This is a genomic window from Pseudoalteromonas sp. S16_S37, assembly GCF_014694405.1.
Lineage (GTDB): Bacteria > Pseudomonadota > Gammaproteobacteria > Enterobacterales > Alteromonadaceae > Pseudoalteromonas.
In genome coordinates, this window is the sequence record NZ_JAAUWV010000022.1 from 40,988 (window position 1) to 62,661 (window position 21,674).

9 protein-coding genes are annotated in these 21,674 nt (G+C 42.1%); 7 read left to right on the forward strand and 2 right to left on the reverse strand.

Annotated features, from left to right (window positions below):
* The first annotated feature begins 624 nt into the window (after positions 1-624).
* The 7 genes from HC733_RS11500 to HC733_RS11530 all read left to right on the forward strand — a co-directional run bounded on the left by HC733_RS11500 (position 625) and on the right by HC733_RS11530 (position 16,931).
* The gene (locus tag HC733_RS11500) at positions 625-1,539 is read left to right on the forward strand and encodes a glycosyltransferase (protein ID WP_190365190.1); all 915 of its coding nucleotides are present in this window, start codon (positions 625-627) and stop codon (positions 1,537-1,539) included.
* Between the two features lie 30 nt (positions 1,540-1,569).
* Positions 1,570-7,677, forward strand: a complete 6,108-nt coding sequence (locus tag HC733_RS11505) for a type I polyketide synthase (protein ID WP_190365191.1) — start codon at positions 1,570-1,572, stop codon at positions 7,675-7,677.
* Positions 7,674-12,389 carry a non-ribosomal peptide synthetase gene (locus HC733_RS11510; protein WP_190365192.1) on the forward strand — a complete coding sequence of 1,572 codons (4,716 nt, stop codon included), beginning with the start codon at positions 7,674-7,676 and terminating at the stop codon, positions 12,387-12,389. Before HC733_RS11505 ends, HC733_RS11510 begins: the two co-directional genes overlap by 4 nt.
* Positions 12,386-13,984, forward strand: a complete 1,599-nt coding sequence (locus HC733_RS11515; RefSeq protein ID WP_190365193.1) for a hypothetical protein — start codon at positions 12,386-12,388, stop codon at positions 13,982-13,984. The genes HC733_RS11510 and HC733_RS11515 overlap by 4 nt, the downstream gene beginning before the upstream one ends.
* 3 nt (positions 13,985-13,987) lie before the next feature.
* Entirely contained in the window at positions 13,988-15,313 is a 1,326-nt protein-coding gene (locus HC733_RS11520; protein ID WP_190365194.1) for an MFS transporter, read from the forward strand.
* Positions 15,297-15,935: an acyltransferase gene (locus HC733_RS11525; protein ID WP_190365195.1), complete on the forward strand. Its 639-nt coding sequence runs from the start codon at positions 15,297-15,299 to the stop codon at positions 15,933-15,935. Before HC733_RS11520 ends, HC733_RS11525 begins: the two co-directional genes overlap by 17 nt.
* A gap of 285 nt (positions 15,936-16,220) precedes the next feature.
* Complete coding sequence (locus HC733_RS11530) at positions 16,221-16,931, forward strand: DUF6445 family protein (protein WP_190365196.1); 711 nt, start codon at positions 16,221-16,223, stop codon at positions 16,929-16,931.
* A gap of 61 nt (positions 16,932-16,992) precedes the next feature.
* On the opposite strand, the gene HC733_RS11535 is transcribed toward HC733_RS11530, so the two are convergent.
* Positions 16,993-18,528 (reverse strand): tryptophan halogenase family protein, encoded by a 1,536-nt coding sequence (locus HC733_RS11535; protein ID WP_190365197.1) that lies wholly within the window; start codon positions 18,526-18,528, stop codon positions 16,993-16,995.
* A gap of 95 nt (positions 18,529-18,623) precedes the next feature.
* On the reverse strand, positions 18,624-21,254 hold the full coding sequence (locus HC733_RS11540; protein ID WP_190365198.1) for a TonB-dependent receptor: 2,631 nt from the start codon (positions 21,252-21,254) through the stop codon (positions 18,624-18,626).
* Between the last annotated feature and the right edge of the window lie 420 nt (positions 21,255-21,674).

The following is a 21,674-nucleotide window of genomic DNA, read 5'->3' on the forward strand; positions in this document are numbered from 1 at the left end:
TAACTCCTGCAGTTACAAAATGAGAAGTTGTATAAACTTATAAAGTAACCTTCAATGTTACTTACTAACCAAAAAGCACAATCCTTTGTGTTACTTTTTAACACAACAGAATAAAAAGTAAACGCTTTTTTATACTAAAATAACTTCACGCTTCCCTATTCTGCCTTTCACTCTGTCCTAATTAGCATTGCTAAATGCTTGTTAAACTTTGAAAATAATATTTTTTATGTGGCGACAGTTTACTTATGCCAAGCGATAGACTTTTAATCAATTGGAGGAACAGCCTGAAGATGAGAGGATGCAAAAAGTACAAAAATTCACCTAAACTTGATTGAATTGTCATTTTAATTTGCTCTTATTTTGTACTAAACAATAGAACAGTGTGAAAAAACATCCACTCTAAATCACCGTCTTAACTGTTGAATAAAATTCAATCACCTCCCAACTTAAATAAATTTCATTATTAATAAATTCATAAGGTTAACCTTATTTATGGGCTTTTTGGCTATTTGCATCTTGAATAATACGAATCATCTATTGATTTGTTTTTGTTTAGATTTTATACATAAAGTGTCCAATTTAGGGGCAGCAAAAATAACTCTCAGCCAAATTAAGGAAAGTAGTATGAAAAAATGGCGGTCAGGGATTAGCGTTGTTATACCAACATACAATCGTAGTCTACTGCTTAATCTCACTCTAAACAGTCTAGTGAGGCAAACACTAAACAATGACCTATTTGAGGTCATTGTTGTCGATGATGGCTCAAGTGATGATACCAGTGAGATTGTCCAGTCATTCGCTAACCGTTTACAGGTTAAGTATTTGTTTCAAGAAGACTTGGGATTTCGAGTAGCTAGAGCAAGAAATTTGGGGATTACTTGTGCCTCTTTTGAACATATCTTGTTTATCGACTCTGGCGTTCTCATAGCGCCAGATTGTCTGCAAAGCCATCTTAGCAATTTTGCAACCCGTGAAGTGGATGTGCAAATAGGCCTATGCTACGGCTTTGAAGAACATAAGATATCTGATTTGGCTCAGTGCCAACAAAGGCTTAGCGATCCAGATATTTTCTCTGATAGTGAGTTTTTGGCGCAATACAAAGATTGTCGCGATGCTTTTTTGGCGCAACAGCACTACTGCCTAGAACAGATTTATGAGCCTTGGCTGATTTTCTGGACTTGCCACGCTTCATGTAAAACGGATGCCTTGTATGCCATAGGTGGCTTTGATGAAACCTTTACCAGCTGGGGGGGAGAGGATGTAGAGCTTGCTTTGAGACTGCAAAATTTAGGCTATAAATTTGCGATTAATGCCTCAGCACAAGCAATTCACTACCCTCACCACAAAGATCAAAACGCCGTTAAGCGCAGTGCTAAAAAAAATATTGAGTACATTCACAACAAACATTGCACTGTCGCAACGTTGCTTCTCCAACAAGGCCTTTGTTGGAAAGATATTCTAGCCGCGCATACTCAACCTACAACGTGTAATCCTGTGTCATTGCTGCAAAGCCCTACCAACGCAATTCAAGCGCAATAACCTAGCTGAACTAATTTTTGGAAAAATAACATGAACAAAACAAAGATAAACCACAAAACACTTGAAAATAAAAATGACATCGCTGTCATTGGTGTTGCTTGCAGATTGCCAGGTGACAACAACAACCCTGCAACATTTCATGAATTCTTACTCAACGGTGGCAATGGTATTTCGACAATTCCCGAAGACCGTTGGAGTGTAGATGCCTATTACGATAGTGATAAAACTGCACAAGGGAAAATGTATGTAAAAAATGGCGGCTTCTTGTCAGGTTTGAGCCTGTTTGATGCCACCTTTTTTGGCATTTCTCCAAAGGAAGCGCCCTATATTGACCCCCAGCATCGCTGGCTATTGGAAGTCAGTTACGAAGCAATGGAAAATGCGGGATTAGATACAAAGCAGCTCAAAGGCAGTGATACGGGCGTATTTGTCGGGCAATTTATGCATGATTTTGAACAACTGCAAACTGACTCGAATGCACACGCTCAGATCAGCAATCACTCAGCAACCGGCTCTTCCATGACTTTAACCGCAAACAGGCTCTCCTATTGCTATGATTTTCATGGCCCTAGCTTGACTCTCGATACAGCTTGCTCCTCTTCTTTAGTAGCACTGGACCTTGCGTGTAAAGCCATTCAAAACGGTGATAGCCAAATTGCACTTGCCGCAGGCGTAAATTTATTACTGCGCCCCGAAATGACCATGTCGATTTGTAAAGCGTCAATGCTTTCACCTGATGGCTTATGTAAAAGCTTCGACAGCAGTGCCAATGGTTATGTTAGAAGTGAAGGTGTTGCGGTTGTTGTGCTTAAGTCGCTATCTCAAGCAATCGCGGACAATGACCCTATTCTTGCTGTGATCAAAGCCAGCGGCACAAACCAAGACGGCCATACCAGTGGGATCACGGTACCAAATGGCCAAGCGCAACAGCAATTACTCGGCAAAACACTTGCCATTGCCGGATTAAGCGGAGCAGACATCGACTATGCAGAAGCCCACGGCACAGGCACCGCGGTGGGCGATCCCATTGAAGTCAACGCGCTGGGTAATGCCTTAGGCAAAGATCTTCAACGCACAAAAGACAACCCGAGCTTAATTGGCTCAGTAAAAAGTAATATTGGCCACACAGAACCTACAGCTGGACTCGCAGGTTTAATTAAAACAATTAACGCGATGAACAGTGGCGTGATCCCAAAAAACATTCATTGCCATACCCTTAACCCAGCCATTGACGAGTCTGAACTGAATATCAAAATCGTCACAGAAAATACGCCGTGGCCCGATAAACCAGGCAAACCGCGCAGAGCAATTGTCAACTCATTCGGTTTTGGTGGTACTAATGCCAATGTGGTGATTGAGCAAGCACCAGCAACCCATGCTGCGTTAAACCCGCAAAAAGATTTTCTACAGCTGTTCATCAGCGCAAAATCTGAAAACGCGCTCAAAGAGTCTGCTCGTCTGTATTTAAATAGAGCACAGCAACTTGATGAGTCACAACTTAGAGACTTTTGCATTAACTCGGCGATATTGCGCACTGCACACAGACATCGTGTGGTTTTTTCAGCGATGACTCAATCACAGTTATTACAGCAGCTCGAAGACTACATTGGGGAGCTGTCGAACAAAGCCACTCGATATGGCCAAGCGCAGCACGATGAAACCACCCCGATTGCGTTTGTGTTTTCAGGCATGGGCACTACTTGGCCGCAAATGGGCATGAAACTTTATCAAAGCAATCAAATTTTCAAAGCGCAAATCGATAAGATAGCTGATGAACTTAAAAAGTACGTGTCTTGGTCTTTAGTGGATGTACTTGCGCAGCAGTCACAGCAGATCCACGAAACTCAGTATGCACAACCGGCTATTTTTGCCGTACAAGTTGCTTTATACCAAGCACTTATCGCACAAGGCGTGCGCGTTAATGCCATTGTAGGTCACAGTGCAGGAGAAGTTGCCGCCAGTTACAGTGCGGGTATGTACAGTTTTGCAGACGCAGTAAAGATTGTTTATTACCGAAGCCAGTTGCAACAAACCACCAGCGGTGAAGGTAAAATGCTCGCAGTTGGTGTCGATGAGGCTAGAGCCAAAGCGCTTTGTGAGCAATATCAAAACCTGGTATCAATCGCAGCAATTAACAGTGAAACCGCCATTACACTCTCTGGTGATAGTCAAAGCCTCGAACAAATTGCTCAGCAATTAGATGACGCTGGCCAGTTTGCTAAGTTTTTGAATGTAGACGTTCCTTACCATAGTCCAGCGATGGAAAAGCTAAAGCAACCACTGATCGCTGCATTAGCAGACATTCAACCAAAAGCCCCACGTGTACCTATGTATTCAACCGTGACAGGCGTCGCGGCACAATGGCAAAGTTGGACCGGCGAGTATTGGGCCGACAACGTGCGCGACCCAGTATATTTTTACCAAGCGATACAACAGATCCTTGCTGAGGGGATCGAATGTTTTATAGAGATAGCGCCACACGCTGTGCTTTCACATTCGATCAAGCAAATTTCAAGCAATCCAGCTACGTTCACAACCCATACGCTATCTCGCGAACAAGATGATCGGATTCAATTGGCAGCCTGTGTTGCATCGCTTGGGACAGCAGGATTGATGGACATTGCAACAGCCCTTAATGTCAGTGACTGCAAACCAAATCATAGTATAGCGTTGCCTAACTACCCTTGGCAGCACGAATCCTACTGGCTTGAAAACCCTGATGTACAGTTAACTCGTATTGAAAACAAACAAAAAAAAGACGCCTATTTTGATGCCGTATTGCCGCTACTCGGTCAACAGCTGATCAGTCAACAACCCGTTTGGCAAAGTAAATTTGACCTAGCCGAGCAAGCGTTTTTATCCGGTCACCAAGTGGGCGAAGATATCATCTACCCAGGTGCCGGATACATTGAATCGGCATTGCAACTGGCCCGTCTGCAATGGCCAGATAGTAGCATCGAGCTTAAGGATATTGAGTTTTTAAGACCTCTTTTTCTAGAAGCAACGGCCAATATCTTAGAAACGCGCCTTAACAATCAAACTGCACAACTGACTATCCATGCCTTTGAAAATAATGATTGGCACTTACAAGCGCAATGCCAATTAAATCACAAACCAAACATTGCCCTAACAGGTAAACCATTGCAGCAAGCTAAGCTTGATTTTGCCATCCAGCTTGACCAGACGGCGTTCTACCAGCAATGTCACCAGCTTGCCATGAATTATCAAGGCCAATTCCAAAGTGTTATTCAGTGCTACAAAGACGAGCGAACTGTCTTGGTTGAATTAAGTGGACAAGAAAACGCCAACTATATTTTAGACCCAACGCTTTTAGATGGTGCTTTTCAAAGCTTTTTCCAACTGGTCGATCATTCGTATTTACCCGTTAAGATTGCCGCGGTGCGAGTTCATAAAACACCTGCATCTCATTGTTTTGCCAAATTGACGGTGGAATACATTAATCCACTGGCAAGTAAAGGTGATATAGACATATTTGATATGGATGGTCGCCTGTGTGTGCAAGTTCAAGGCATTGAGCTGCGCAGTAACACCGTTGAGCATCATGATCCAAGCCTCGAATTAAAATATCGCTATGCATGGGCATGTTTGAACATTGCCGACACGGTACCTGAAGCACAAAACCACCCAGCAACTTTGCTGCTTGGCGGTGCGCATACTCAGCAACAGCTAAGTGGTTTGCCGGGTATCGTTGCATCCTTGCCTTTATCTGTAAGCTTGGCAGATGAACTTAGCCAATATACCGACCATATTCAGCGCCTTCTTATTGACTTGCGCTCACTCAGCGATATAGCACTGCACGACTCATCTAGCATCATTGATCAGCAACAGGCATTTGTACAACCACTGCAAGTATTGCAGGCGCTGCAAGCCCAGCAATGGCAAAAAGCCATTGAAGTTGTGCTTGTTACGCAAGGGGCTTACGCACCATCGCAATCGACAGTGGTGCCTACGCAAACCGCATTGTGGGGATTAGGCCGCGTGTTTGCATCTGAAAACCAACAGTTTAATACCGTATTATTAGACTTAGATGATGATGAGCATTCATTGGCAGTATTACAGCATCTTCTTGAGCAATCACAGTTACACGATAGCGAAATAGCCATTCACCAAGGAGCAGCGTATTCGCACCAATTAAAAGCATTTAGTACCTTTGATTGTTTAAATGACACCCTGTATCCAGTATTACCTTCAGCGCCTAACCACTATCAATGGCAATTTGTTGATGGACAATGGCTTGCTATAAAACAGCCGCTATCGAAAGAGCATGACTTGGCGCAAGTGCATTTTATTGCTACATCCTCGCAAGTACTCTCAGGGCAACTAACACCAGCCCTTTATTTATTGACAGATAATCATGACAACCCGCTTCTGAGTGTGGCATTTGAGGGACTAACTAGTTATTTAGATACCGATATTCCCTTTGTTACGCTTGCCAATGGTACGCTTGATTGGCTCACAAACAACATTGCAGCAATGCACAATACGCTGGCATTACAGCTTGGTATTGAAGCCCTAAGCCCTCGCTCTACCATTGTATTTTACGCCCCGTCGCAGCTGGCTGACCTTGCAACTATTGAGCTATTACAATCATCAGGACATACCGTTCATGTAATTGAAGAAGAGCAGCTGGAACAGTTTGATGGTTTGATTGAAACCCTTATCTGGTGCGCCAATACAATTCCATCTCCCTCATTGGTGCGCAAACTACAATATGGTGCACAAGTGGTAAGCTTAAAACCATCGATAAGTGCCGCACATTTACCTGATAGCTGTTCGGTCATAAAGCCAACTTTAACGCTTGCGACCCAGTTAAACAAAATTGAGCTTACAAGCAAACTCAACACTATCGTCGATACACTAACTAAACTTGGCACGCATTTACAAACACATACAGTTACAATGCCTAACATTCCATCGCAAGGTGTAAGCGATGTGGTTACCATTTCCATGGCAAACGCGCCAAGCGACTTATATCAGCGTCAAAACACCTCTAGTTCATTTGAAAATGCCAGCTATCTTGTCACTGGTGGACAAGGCGGTATTGGCCTTGAAGTAGTGCAATGGCTGGTAAAACAAGGCGCTAGTCAAGTGTTTGTAACTGGTAGAAGCACACTAAATGAACAACTTGCAGAAGTGATAAACAACGCCCGTCAACACCATTGTACGGTCGAGTATATTCAAGCAGATATTAGCCAACGTGATGATGTGACAAGACTAATCACGGATATACAACGCACCTCATCTCCATTGAAAGGCATTTTTCATGCCGCGGGAGTGCTCAAAGATGCCACCTTCAGCCAGCAAAGCCCTGAACACATGCACACTGTGCTGGCACCAAAAGTCAATGGTGCATGGTATCTTCATCAAGCAACTCTTGATTGCGAGCTTGATTACTTTGTTTGCTTCTCATCCATTGCCGCTATGGTTGGCTGGGCTGGACAAGCAAACTATGCAACCGCCAATGCCTTTATGGATGGCCTTTGTGCCGCCCGCAAACAGCAAGGGCTCAATGCCACAAGCCTCAACTGGGGCCCATGGTTAGAAGCGGGTATGGCGGCACAACTTGCCGAGCAAGAACGTCTGCAAATGGAACGCTCTGGTATGTATGCGCTGTCGTCTTTAGAAGGTGTTACTGAGCTTGAACATGCATTGTCATGTGCCACGGCGCAAGTGGGTATATTTAAAGTGGATTGGCAAAATGCCAAATTAGTTGGCAGCCAACCTAGCGCTCGCAGTGTTTACACACATTTACTCCCAGAGCAAAGTGCCGACACAGAAAACCCTATAAAAGCACAGCTTGCCAACGCCTGTTCATCACAAAGAAGCAACTTATTAGTCGCTGCGGTTAAGTCTGAGCTGGCAGGCGTGCTTGGCTTGAGCGACCCAGAACACATAGAAGTAAACACCAGCGTGTTTGACTATGGTCTGAACTCATTGATGGCCATTGATTTAAAACAGCGGTTACAAGCCTTTAGCGATAGCCCCTTACCGGCCTCAATGGTCATGAAACACGATTCGGTCAGTAAACTTGCCGAGTATATCGGCGAGCTATACAACGAGGCCACGCAATCGATTGATCATGTATCTGATGACCAAGTGGTAACGGTGACCTTATGAGCATTGAAGTTTTAATTACCAAATGTCAGCAGCAAGGTATCTCTTTTTCTTTAAAAGACAATACCCAGTTAGATTTACACGCCAAAGCTCAGCCCAGTGCCGAGCTTGTGGCGCAGCTCAAACAACACAAAGCCGAGATAATCGCATACCTACAACGCCACAAGCTTAACCAGCTAGAAAAAGCGCTATCTCAACCTATAGCAGCCTCTTTGGCAACACGTGGCGTAGTGTCATTTCAACAACAACGAATGTGGCTTATCGATACGCTTAGAAGTGGCGCCATTGAATATCATCTTGCGCGTAGTTTTGTGATGACAGGCGCGCTGCAACTAGAAGTATTTAAAAAAGCGCTCAATCACGTTATTGAACAAAATGAAGTTTTAAAAACAACCTACGCTAAACAAGGTGACACTTTATATCAACAAGTGTTGCCGAGTTTTGAGCTGCCATTGAGCGTTATAGAGCACACGCAACAGCAACTAACGGCAAACTGTGAGTCAGCCAATATAATCACTCAGTTTATTGATAAGCCATTTAATTTGAGCAATGAACCACCGCTTAGATTGTTATTGCAAAAATATTCGCCCGAGCACTTTGAACTGACCATCGTTATTCATCACATCGCCGCCGATGGCTGGTCAATCGCGCTATTTTGTCAACAAGTTGCCTTGCATTATGCAGAGCAACTGAAGCTACAAAGAGCACCCGTACAACAACGCACGTTGCGGTATATAGATTTTGCGCGCTGGCAAAGACAGCTGCTCAACGAGCAGAATCTGGCGCTGCTTAGTCAATGGTGGCAAAACACACTACAAAGCTGCCAGAGCAACGTAACCTTTGCACTGGACAACCCAAGAGCACAACATATGGCGGTGTCAGCAAGGTTGCATGTCAGTCACATTGACAGTGAGCTTTACGGCAAAATTACGAGTTTGGCAAAACAGCTGGGCACCACACCGTTTACCGTCATCTATAGTGCGTTTAGCATTTTATTGGCATTTCATGGTAATGAGACCGACACGCTGATCGGCACACCCGTTGCAAATAGAGAGCATGAGCAAACCAGCGAACTGATTGGTTTTGTTGCAAACACTGTATTACTTAGGCATCAAGTTGACTATACACAAAGCTTTAGCAGCTGCATTGCCAAAGTAAAAAGCATTATGGCCGATGCTTTTGCGCATGCACAATTACCCTTTGAAGTGTTGTTAGACAGTTTAGATGTTCCACGCCATGCCAACCAACCACCTTTAATTAATGTATTTTTGGCGATGCATAATATGAAAGCCATAGTGCCAGAACTACAAGGAGTAGACATTACACCGTCTGACAATCAGCACAGATTGGCAAAGTTTGATATCACTTTGGATATCTACGCTCAAGACAATACCCTATCACTTGAATGGGAGTTTGCAGCTGAACTTTTTGACCAAGCATCCATTACACAGTTGTCACAATCATTTGAACACTTGTTAGAACAACTACTGGCAGATCCAAATGACACCATGTTGTCACTCGATTTACTCAGTTATGCGCAGGCTAATAAGTTAATGACCGATTGGCAAGGCGTGGTTCGCGACTATTCACAGCTAAAAACGCTGCCAAAGGCACTGCAGGAGATATTCACCAATTTACCAAAGCACAAAGCGGTTGCTGATTCAAAAACGTCGTTAAGTTATAGTCAATTTGCACAATTAGTTAGGCAATACAGCAGCGCCATAAAAGAGTTTGAACTGAGTGACAATAGTATCATTGGCGTATGTTGTGAGCGCAGCACTCACATGCTGGCTATGATGATAGCAATATGGAATAACGGCCACGCTTATTTACCGCTTGACCCAAGTTATCCAAAAGCTCGGCTAGGCTACATGCTTGAAGACACCCAAGCCCCCTTGGTGCTTAGCGACAATGCCAATTACGACTACGCTTGTGAGCTACATAACAATGTGCGCGCATGCGACACTTTGCAAGCGCTAGAGACACACACTTTCGCTGACATACATCCAGCTCATACCGCTTACATCATCTACACTTCGGGCTCCACGGGTAAACCCAAAGGCGTTTTAATCAATCATGCGTCAGCGCTCAATTTTGTTGCAGCTATGGTTGAGACGCTTGAGCTAAATAAACAAACACGCGCATTGGCAATTACGTCTATCTCATTTGATATTCATGTTCTAGAGCTGTTTGCACCGCTACTTTGTAATGGTTATGTATACATTGCAACATCTGAGCAAAGTAAAGATCCACAGCAATTACAAAACGTTATCACTGAGCATCAATTAAACCTTGTGCAAGCCACTCCCACGACCTGGAAAATGCTGCAGCAATATAATGTAAAGCTAAACCCTAGCAGTCTTGCCCTGAGCGGTGGAGAGCCGCTTAGTAAAGAGCTACTTGGGTACTTTTTTTCTCAGCCTGTCGAGCTTTGGAACATGTATGGACCAACAGAAACGACAGTTTGGTCTTCAATGACAAAATTAAGCCCTGAAGAGACCATTCACCTAGGTTCACCTATCGCGAATACGCAGTTTTATATCGTAAACAATCAGCATCAACTCGTCCCCTCTGGTACCTCTGGAGAGCTATTGATAGCAGGTGATGGGTTAGCAATCGGTTACCTCAATCGAGATGATGAAACCCAGCAAAAGTTTATTAACTTATCACTGCCAGATGGCAAAGTGGTCCGCGCTTATAAAACTGGTGATTTAGTCAAGTTAAACAAACAAGGACAACTGCTTTGCCTTGGACGAATTGACCAACAAATAAAGCTCAACGGCTTTAGAATTGAAATATCCGAAATTGAATCGGTGCTTATGCAACACAACGCGATAAAGGCCGCAGCCGTGGTGCTCAATAGCACCAATCAGCTTGTAGCGTTTGTTGTCTGCGATGAATTTTCACAGCAGCTGGTTTTACAGTTGCAAGCACAGTTTAATCATCAACTCCCCGCCTATATGCGACCTCAGCATATTATTGAAATAGAGCGCTTGCCAAAAACGCCAAATAACAAAACGGACCGCAATAAGCTCGCTCAGATGGCTGTTGTAAATCAGCCGCAGCCAGGGCAATCATCGCAGCTAAACGCGTATTCACAAGCGCTAGTGACACTTTGGCAAAAACATCTTCAAAAGCCAGATATTGACCCACATAAGTCATTCTTTGACCAAGGAGGTAACTCTATTCAATTCATCGACTTATTATCGTCGGTGACACATATAACGGGTAAATCACTGGTGATCAAAACGCTGTTAGCTGAGCCAACGCTTGATCATATGCATAGATTGCTTATGAAAGATCAGCAGGACATAACTCAAAAGGTAGATTTAACTGCGCCTCTAGAGCAGCACCCTAGCTGGCAACATGATGAGATTTACCTACCTAGCCTACCCAATCGTCAGCTGTTTTTATCTTTTGGCGGCCAAAATAATCTTTGGATAGTAAACCACACCATTGTGCTTAATGATGAAAATGAGCAGCTCAGTTTTGCATTAATAAGCCAAGCTGTGATGTTACTACTAGCACACCACCCTGCACTTCGAACCGGCTTTAAATTAGGCAGCTATCAGGAATACATTGGTGATTTAAAAACCCTGTTACAAAAACAAATTTGCTTCGATTTAACCGCTTTGACGAAAACCAGCGAGATCTGCGAGTTTATCGAGCGCGAAGTGCTGTCAATGCGGCTTAATTCTGGCTTAGTAAGACTGTTTTATATCAAACGTGAACAGCGGGTATTTTTAACCCTGTCGCTGCATCATGCGGTGTTTGATGGCTTCAGTATGAGTATCATAACCAGAAACTTTACCGCCATTATTAAATCACTGCTTAATGGTGAACGTTCGGTTACTCTGAGCAAAGACCAGTATATTGCATTTGTCAGAGCGTTTGCTCGTTACTTCCAGCAACCGTTATACGTTAAAGGTCAAAAGAATTGGCAAGCTGATCTGGCGTTTTGGAACCAAAGCGCACAAATTCAAGCACCAAGAATGATTAGCGAGCAACAAGCGCTTGAGGCGAATATTCCATGCTTTTTACATAATCAAAGAACGCCTATTCCGTTACATATCACCAAGCAAATCACCTCATTGTGCGCTAGTAACCAAGCTATACACGCATCAGATATCCATACGGCGGCAATTGCACGAGCATTACAAAGTACATTTTCTTTAAGTAATGTCAGCTTAGAATTGTCTCAATTTAATCGCTTGAATACAGAAATTGAGGTCGATACTAACACCGTTGTGGGTTATTTAGTCTCGCGAGTCGTGCTTTCGATTGACCGTGATACGCTTCACTCGCAAAGTCAAAGCGCTGCTTATATCGCACAATTTATGAAGCAAGCGCCACACAACGCGATTAGTTACCATGCCCTAGCCGCACTTAATCACGACGCTGAACTGCAAGCTCAGTTAGAGCCGATATATACGCCTGATTTTAGTTACAACTATCAAGGTGAACTCAATGCTAATGCGCGCTCGGAGTTTATAGCGACATCATTAAACGAGCAGGAAATTGAACTGAAGCAAGCTATCCCCGAAGTACAAAACGATCATGACCTGAGCAGCCCTCACACCATGTACATTTCTACCTATTTCGAAAATGCCCAACAACATATTTACGTCGGTTGCAGTTCAAAATTAATTGAAAAACATAAAGTTACAGAACTCATAGAAAACTACATAAAAAATTTAGAAGGAATAACACTATGAAGCATCTCTACCTCATATTATCGCTCTTTAGCATGTCAGTGTTTGCCAATATATCGCACCCAAACTTTGCGCTTGCTGACTATTATTCATCGGATTTGTTTTATCAAAAACTCAATGTGAGCAAAGCGATGTATGACGAAGTTAAACCTTTATATAATCAGTTACAGCAAAGCAAAGCGCACCGCTCTTTTGACGATATGCTGAGTATTTCTTATATGGAGTCACCAATTTATCAGTCCGTCATTTCGCTTGCTGCTATTCGTCACTTAAGTGCCTCTTTACTGGCCGATAGCAATGTGACACCTGAGTCTTTAGAGCACAGTATTTTGGCTCTTTTTTACCTTGAACGCTTAGCGCTAGTATCTGCTGACTCAACTTGGGCAGTGGGATCACAAAGAAAACTGGGCCGACTTGTTAATCAAGTACTTAGTTATTCATCGTTGAATGTAGATGAGTCATTGCAAAGCCACACTCAGTTCCACCATGCATTTAACAAAGCATCTGAGCTTGCGATTCCCGCAGGAAATGCATTAGTCGCGAGCCTTATCCAAGATCCAGGTAACGTAATGACTCTGACTTTAATTACAGGGTCTCGACTATGGCTTGGTGGTGAAGCGGGCTTTGATGACCCCAGCACCCTCAACTATTTTATCCTTACGAGCTTTTATAGTGTGCGCGCAATAGCGATGGCACATGCGCTTGAAAACAAAGTAATTGCCAACCCTCAAAACCATCGTACCATGAGACTGGCCTCTATTTTGGGGGGATGGACAACATTGCCAAGGCGTTGGCTTGCTGGGATCCACCAAGACAAACTCAGCCAAATATTAATAGAACAAGAACATGCACAGTGGTTTCAAGTCAACCCAGGTTTTCACTCGGTAACCTTAGCATCGAGCTATTTTAATGAGCCTCAATATTTCTTTAGTGGATACAATTATCTAATGCAAGGGCTGACAAGCTGTAATCAGGATCTCTCTTTTCGAAGTTGCTCTGACAACCCAAGGTTCTCTTTTAACCGCCTAGTTTTTATCACCACGATTATTGATTACTCGATTAAGGCGGGTGATTTCAATACTGCAAATGCATTACTTGGTGTTAAAAACTGGCCTGAATTTCACTGGTCTGAGTGGCAATTAGGTCAAAGTGCTTGGCAGTTGCGTGAGAATAATATGGCACAGCTTCATGAAAGTTGGAACAACGACAGTGTTGATGATGATATTCCCCTTATCACCACCACCAAAAGGCAGTGGGGCGATGACACCATGACCTGCCAAACATGTCACCAACAGCAAGGCCGTGCATGGACGAAAGAACAAGAAGAGCAAGCGAAAAATCCATCACCTAGCATCAGCGTAATTGGTCAATGGCCACCTGTGACTACTAGCTGGACATCGAGTGAACAAGCGTTTATTGATTGCTCGCAAAGCGCTTTTTGGGATAATCAAGCCGTTTACCAAGTCAGTCAGCAGGTACAGTTCAAGCATGCACTTTATGAAGCTAAATGGTGGACAAAATCAGAACAACCGAACTCATCAAACGAGTTTGATGTGTGGCAGTTTATTGGTTTTTGTCACGAAGGAAGCGTACGCTAACTCATGAGAGAATTATTCACAAATAATGAGTTTAAGCTCCATTGGGTTGGCATGTCGCTGACCCAAATCGGCGCTTATTTTACCTTAATTGCCCTGCCTTGGCTGACGCTAGAGGTCACCGAGAATGATCCTATCGAACTTGCAATTGTGATGGCATGTTTTGGCGTGCCTCACAGTATTTTTATTCTTATTGGTGGCGTATTTAGCGACAGGTTAACGCCACTGACGGTGGTTCGAGCTGGCAGGCTTGGCTTTGCGTTAAGTACGCTCGTATTTTCTGCTTGTTTAATGGTATGGCCAGCCAATATTGCAATGCTGATCACATTTGCCATAACCGCGGGGAGTTTTTCAGCACTGTGTTTTCCGGCCAATCAATCTATCATTCCTCACATAGTACCAAACTCAAGTATTTTAGCAGCCAATGTGCTGACTATGGGGGGGAATTTTATAATTCAATCATTTGCGCCAGTACTGGTGGGTTTGTGTTTATTGTGGGCTAAGTCTTTTATCACAACGCTAATCCCTGGGCAGATTGAACATCAACATCTCACTTTTGCGTTTTTGGTTGATGCAATGTTGGTGTTAGTCGCAGCAGCTTGCTCATTGATGATGCGCCCTCAAAAGCGCTCAACAGATAGTGATAGCAAACTACTGAACAAGCTTCATCAAGCCATTATAGATAGCTTTAAATACACTTTCGGCCATCCGAACTTAAGTTTAATTGTTAGCTATCTTATGCTTATTTCTATTTTGATATATGGGCCACTGGTCATCTTTATTCCCTATTTAGCCAAAGTACACCTTGCTACTAACGAAGCCGGATTGAGTTATTTATTTGCAAGTCAGGGAATTGGTACTTTTATCGGTGCAATGCTGGTGATTATACTCAAACCTAAAATGCGCTATTTGGGCATGTATATCTTAGTGTTAGATTTACTCGCTGCGGTTGCTTTTATTTGCCTTGGCTTTCAAAGCTCCCAAATAACCCTATGCATTCTGCTAATGATACTCGGCTGTACCACTGGATTTGCAATCGTTGCTGGCACAACTTGGTATCAGTTACATGTGCCAATGAATAAATTATCAAGCGCCATCGGCATCGTGCTGTTTGCTGTGCACGGATTAGTACCTATTTCTTCAATTACCTTGGGAACGTTACTTGATATCGTCGATATTAATACTGCGACTTCAATACTTGGAGGGCTTGCAGCAGCCGCGTGTCTCATTGGCCTGAGCTTGCAACGTGTGCGCAATATGGGACAAGTAAATGATCAAGGCGAACCTGAAACTCTAGCATATGAAAGGACCTCCAATGGCAAAGTTTGTTAATCACTTTTTCCCTGCTGACTGTGCATCACCAATCCATGTGCTTCACGAGACAGGGGTGATGTTTAAAAATACACCTCAGCTGCTAGGCACACCGAGGTTCGCATATGTCGAAATATATGAAAACACCATGCAACCTCCAAATGGCGTTACTATTGACCATTTCCAACACCATATAAGTTTCGGCAGAGACGCCTTTTTAGACTCTAGCAATGCTGCTGCATTTCCTAACGATTTAGTGAAGTTAACTATTGTAAAACGTCCCAACTTTAGCGCCGGCAAAATCATCATTGGCGACAATGTTTGCTTACAGGGCACCGCCATTGTCAGCTACGAATCGGTAACGATTGGTGATAATGCCCTATTTGGACCAAATGTAGTGATCATGGATTGTGATGGGCATACGCTAAGTGGCAGAAACAATGCCGATGAAGTAAGTCGACTCGTCACCAAACCAGTAAGCATTGGCAACAATGTTTGGATTGGTTATGGTGCAATTATTACCAAAGGCGTGTCAATTGGTGATAATGCCGTAATTGGCGCTGGGAGCGTCGTACACAAAGATGTTCCGAGCAATACCGTATATGCTGGTAACCCAGCAAAGTTTGTTAAGAATGTAGAGTAATAATGTTGTTAAAAAATTGGTATAAGGACCTAAAAGTACAACAGAGTTAATTTTTACTCTTAGAGTTAATCTGAAGTATATTCAATTCAAATAATCGTACTACCGAGCGAGGCCCAGTAATATCTTCGCCTCGTTTAAATTAGCTAACGTATCTAAGGTAGATTAAACTGCCTATTTGATAATGCCTAAGCAATATTAATTTGCTAAAATAAAATGACTATTAAGATTTTTTGCAATGAAAAACGCCCAGAAAATTTAAATCATGAAAAAACCAGATGACAAGCTATGAAAGAGTTAAAACTTCACGAAAGCATCAAAATAACTAAACTTAATATCCCTGAAACGGAAAAACATGTATATATAATTGATGATTTCTTGGATAGTTTGGATAGTATTTTCGACTTTGCCTACAATATTGCTTACTTCAACCCTATGTTTGCAGAGCGTTCTTTTTTTCCCGGAATAAGAGACAGCATGCCAATGCCATATATGAGAGGCTTGGAGCGATTTTTTACTGAAAATATATTAACAGATCTATCAAATGATTATGATAAAGTTATTTTTCACAGAAGCTTGTTATCATTAGTGACTTGCACACCTGATAAACTTGTTACTGAACAAAGAATGCCACATATAGACACCTTTGATGCATTGCATTTTGCATTTGTTCATTACTTATATGATGAAGATTTTGGCGGTACAAGTATTTACAAATATAAACCAGTAAACCTTATTGAATTCAATGAAGAGCATGCTGAGCACCTAAGAAGTATGGTTGAAGATGTAAATAATTATCCCAATGAACACGCAGGTTATATTAATGAAAGCACAAGCATATTTGAGCAAGTATTAAAAATAGAGGCTAAAAAGAATAGGCTTGTTATTTATCCAGGTAATATATTGCATAGTGCCAATATTAAATCAGATAACGACTTTAGCCGAGATCCAAAAAAAGGACGGCTATCGATCTCTTCATTTGCAACAATAACCAAATAAAATCGTTATTAATTTGAGTGACTAGCAACAGGTATGAACCCGTGCTAGTCACAACTGATTTTTAGATAGTCTGTAAACCATATTTTTTTATTTTATCTATCAGTTCTCTATGCTTAGGGAGCTTGTTTCTCAAATATTTATCGTAGCTTTCTCTTCTGTCAAAATGCGTTTTGATTTCTGCATCCGACATTGTGCACTTTTCCTCAGTGGCCGTTTTATAATTCATTCCGTACAGTACAAATAAAAAATTCTCTAAAAAAAACACTTCGAATTGGCTAAAAAAGTCATCCTTTACCGGAATAAAGTCTTCCCAAAGCTTTAACCGCTTATTGAGGCTAATAGGTATTGACTTATTTTCTCTATTTTCCTTCCAAAAAGCCGAGTCGGTGCGGTCCGAGATACAGTAATGCAGCTTGATAAAATCAACCACTCGCTCCCACGCATACTGCATGGATTGATTAAATCTTTGCTCTAAATATTCCATTTGCGAGACGTTAGTGGGGAAACGCTGAGTCAAAAATTTTGCACAAAAGTCAGTGAGTAAAATAGAGGTGGCTTCCAGCGGCTCTAAAAACCCTTGTGCCAAGCCTAATGCAACACAATTCTTGTGCCAGAATTTTTCTCTATACCCGACCTTCATCGGGATCTGTCGATACTCCACTTCATTTTTCTTGTTACCCAGATACTTATCAAACTTTGTAACCGCGTCTTCATCTGACATATGTTTACTGGAGTAAACAAAACCTACCCCTCTGCGGCTAGATAGTGCTATATCCCAGATCCAACCAGCTTGATGTGCCGTTGCGATTGTATAAGGAGGGATCTCATCATCTGGCTCAGTTGGCACCTGAACTACAAGCGCTTTATCAACGAGCAGCGTATCTGAGACGCTTTTAAAAGGAACATTGAGTGTTTTATCGATTAACAGAGAGTTAAAACCAGAACAATCAATGTAAAAATCAAACTGCAGCTGCCCAAACTTATCTGTTTTTAACGATGTGATCATCCCATCATTATTGCAGTTTACTTCAGTGACATTAGCATCGATATGCTCAACAGCAAACTTTTGAGTCGCATTCTTAGCCAGTAGTTGAGCAAATTTACCTGCATTTAAATGATATGCGTAGGCTAAATCAGCTTGATATTGAGGTGTTGTAATATCTTTTGGTGCGAGGCCAAGTTCGCAAATTTGATGTTGAGGGGATAAATAATCACCATAGTGTTTGTCTGAACTGTGATTATCTAGCCATCGCTTAGTCAGCACCTTTGCTTCAGCCGAATGAGGCACATCAAATAAATGATGGAAAAAATTTCCGTCACCATGGACATGCTTATCCATCCAATTAACAAACTTTATTGACTGCTTGAAAGTAGCATCACATTCTCTAATAAATTCAGACTCACTAATTCCAAAGCTTGACAGTGTATGTCTAATATCTGGCACTGTTCCTTCACCAACCCCAATTGGAGGAACATCTGATGACTCAATTAAGGTAACGGACACATCACTTCGTGCCAGCATAGCTTTTCCTAGATGGTTTGCAGCCAACCAACCGGCAGTTCCACCACCCACTATAACAACTCTTTTAATATCCATAACAACACCTAATGGCTATTCAAAATTCTGTGATTTACTAACGATATAGTAATAAAAAAGCCCAGCAATAGCTGGGCTTTTTTCGATCTTTTCGGTTAGAAGCGAACAGCTACACCCACTTTATAGCGTGCTTCACCTTCGAAACTCCACACTGGGAAGTCGTTCAGTAAATCAGGGTTAGGCAACGTTGTTGATGTGTGGTTGTTACCTAACTGAATACTATCTTCTTCTGTTAGGTTGATACCTTCAAAAGTAAGATCTAAGTAATCAGTAACCGAGTATGTAGCACTGAAGTCAAGTTGACCATATGCTTTGTGCTCACGGTTGCCATACCAACCTGGTGCTTCACGAATGATAAACTCTGAACGCCAGTTGTATGCTAAACGAGCCGAGAAGTTATCTTGCTCATAGAAACCAACTAAGTTGTAGGTATTCTTTGAAGAATCAGAGAATACACCTACTCTATCAGGGTAGTTTTCAGCTGGTGCTTCAGTATCTGCATACGTGTAGTTAAATGAGTAACCAAATCCATTGTCAAAAGCATCTTGAATTTGGAACTCGATACCTTCGATTGAACCACCACTACCATTGGTTGACTTGCTGATTGTCCAACAGTCATATTGGCCAGCGCCACAAGGCGGCTCACCCGCATCTGGGTTATCTTTATAAACTGGGATTTCGATACCAATTTGCTGGTTAGTTTGCTGTTGAGTCGAAATGAATGAGCTAACTTCTTTAGTGTAGTAAGTCAAACTGATTAAACCGTCACTGCTGAAGTACCATTCAATACCGATATCTGCTTGGAAAGCCTTAAATGGGCTAAGGCCAACATTACCAGTTTGAAGAACTTCGTTTAAAGGACGGTTATCGGTGTAACCTGCCAAGCTACGAGTCGCAAACAAATCTGCATAGTTTGGACGAGAGATAACTTGTGCTGCTGATGTACGAAGAATAACGTCTTCTGTTACATCAATTGCTAAGTTCAAGCTTGGTAAAAACTCACTGTAATCAGCTTTGTCAGTTGTAAGTGTTGTCGCATACTGACCTGTTGTACTCAAATCGTAATAATCTGATTCAATATCTGTTGCGATATAACGTAAACCGATGTTACCACGAACACTGTCACCGCTAAATTCAGCCATTGCATATAGAGCTGTATTTTCCTCTTCTACAGTACCATAAGCTTGAGGGCGTTGCGTGTAACCTTCAGTCATAGCTAATGAATCTGCGATCATTAGATCCATATTAGGCTCTGGTAAAATAAAACCACCACCTGCTGAAACTGTGCCTGGATAGTATTCAGATGCACTTCTCATTGGACGAAGGTCAACATTTACGTTAGCACCGTTACCATCTTGTACTACCTTGTGGTCAGCATAGCGGAAGCCTGCTTTAATACCTGTAATGATCCCTAGGTCTAACGGAATATCAAAATCTAAGTTGAAGTATGTTTCTTCATCCGTATCTGGGTTGTACTCTGGCGCCCATGTTTGTGGACCAATTGTGCCAGGTAAGATGCTCGCATTGTAGTTCTTGTTGGCAATATTATATTTTACAGTGTCACCAGTCATATCTACTGTACCAGTGAAATCTGCAGTATTGTTTGAGTACACACCAAAGTTAGCTGTTGTTACAGCACTTTTCGCATCTGTTTTACCAATGCGGCCTTTGAATGTGAAGCTATCAGCATTATATTGCCAATCGAAATCGATTGTATCTGATTCCATGCTAGCTTTACGCACCCAAGTTTGGAAAAACGCAGGGCCTGCACCATTACCCGCATTTGTTATATTCGCATACACACAGTTGCCAGATAGGTTTTGCTTCTCACAAGAGCCTTCACCTGGGAAAATGATAATTTGCGTATTTGCGTTATTCGCGCCTAATTCAAGACTAGTTACGTTTAAACCAAGTAGCAATGAATCGCTTGGTTGATACTGAAATGCAGCGTAAAGCGCTGTTCTATCGCGCTCTTGTTGGAATGTAGTTGGTGCCATTGCACCACTCCAGCCACCTGAAGACTCAATACCATTACGCTGATAATCAATCTCGGATTTCGCACCAGAGATTAATACACCAAAGCTTTCGTCTTCATTTTTCCAGCTATATAAGCCAGACACTTCTGGGTCTGTTTTTTCAGAAACTGTGCCATAGTCACCTTTAAGGCTGCCAAAGGCTGTGTTTGCATCAAGATCTAGAGGCTTACGTGTTTTAACAATAACAGTACCACCGATACCACCTTCAACGATATTTGCTTGTGAAGATTTATATACTTCTAAACCACCAACTAACTCAGAAGGAAGTAAAGAGTAGTTAAAACTTCTGTCAACAGCTTGCTGATCAAACCAGCTTGTTGATGCGATTGAGTGTCCGTCGAGTAATGTACGAGTTAATTGCGCAGATGCACCACGAATTGAAACCTGCTGGCCTTGGCCAAACTGACGAGATACACTTACGCCAGAAATACGTGCAAGCGACTCACCAACGTCTCCGTCCGGAAATTTACCTACATCTTCTGCAGTTACAACATCAACTACGGCATTGGCAAAACGCTTACCGTTGATATTTTCTTTGTTTGAGGCACGAATACCACGCACTTCAATTACTTCAACATCTTCTTTAACTTGGTTGTTTTCAGCAGCAACTGCTACGCCTGAGATGCCTGCACTTAGTACAAGACCGACGTTAACTGCTAGTAAGCTTTTCTTAAAATTATTAGCTAACACAGGATTCCCCTTGAATCATTTTGTTGGAATTTTAAATCACTTCTGCCCAGTGATGATGACAACGCTGTCATCTAATAACAAACCATACACCGTAAATTACAAATTCGCTACATGTTTTTTGCTGAATTAATCAAAAAATATTCAACAATAACGTTAACCATTTGATTTATAAAAAATTAAATTAATAATTGATATGTATTGTTACAAAATTACGAGTGAATATAGCATATGGAAACATTTTTTGGGGACAAAAACCGTTCGGTAGGAATAAAAAGATAAGATCTTTATGTTATCTATAACAAAAGAGCATAATTGCGTACAAAATAAAAACTTTGGCAGAAGTGTTCAAGGGTGATCATACGCAAAATGACAACGCTGTCATTATAGATTTTCATGTAACCTGTGTCTACATAATTAGTC

Coding starts and splice junctions, on each gene's coding strand:
- HC733_RS11500 (WP_190365190.1), top strand. CDS start 625: ATGAAAAAATGGCGGTCAGGGATTAGCGTTGTTATACCAACATACAAT.
- HC733_RS11505 (WP_190365191.1), top strand. CDS start 1,570: ATGAACAAAACAAAGATAAACCACAAAACACTTGAAAATAAAAATGAC.
- HC733_RS11510 (WP_190365192.1), top strand. CDS start 7,674: ATGAGCATTGAAGTTTTAATTACCAAATGTCAGCAGCAAGGTATCTCT.
- HC733_RS11515 (WP_190365193.1), top strand. CDS start 12,386: ATGAAGCATCTCTACCTCATATTATCGCTCTTTAGCATGTCAGTGTTT.
- HC733_RS11520 (WP_190365194.1), top strand. CDS start 13,988: ATGAGAGAATTATTCACAAATAATGAGTTTAAGCTCCATTGGGTTGGC.
- HC733_RS11525 (WP_190365195.1), top strand. CDS start 15,297: ATGGCAAAGTTTGTTAATCACTTTTTCCCTGCTGACTGTGCATCACCA.
- HC733_RS11530 (WP_190365196.1), top strand. CDS start 16,221: ATGAAAGAGTTAAAACTTCACGAAAGCATCAAAATAACTAAACTTAAT.
- HC733_RS11535 (WP_190365197.1), bottom strand. CDS start 18,528: ATGGATATTAAAAGAGTTGTTATAGTGGGTGGTGGAACTGCCGGTTGG.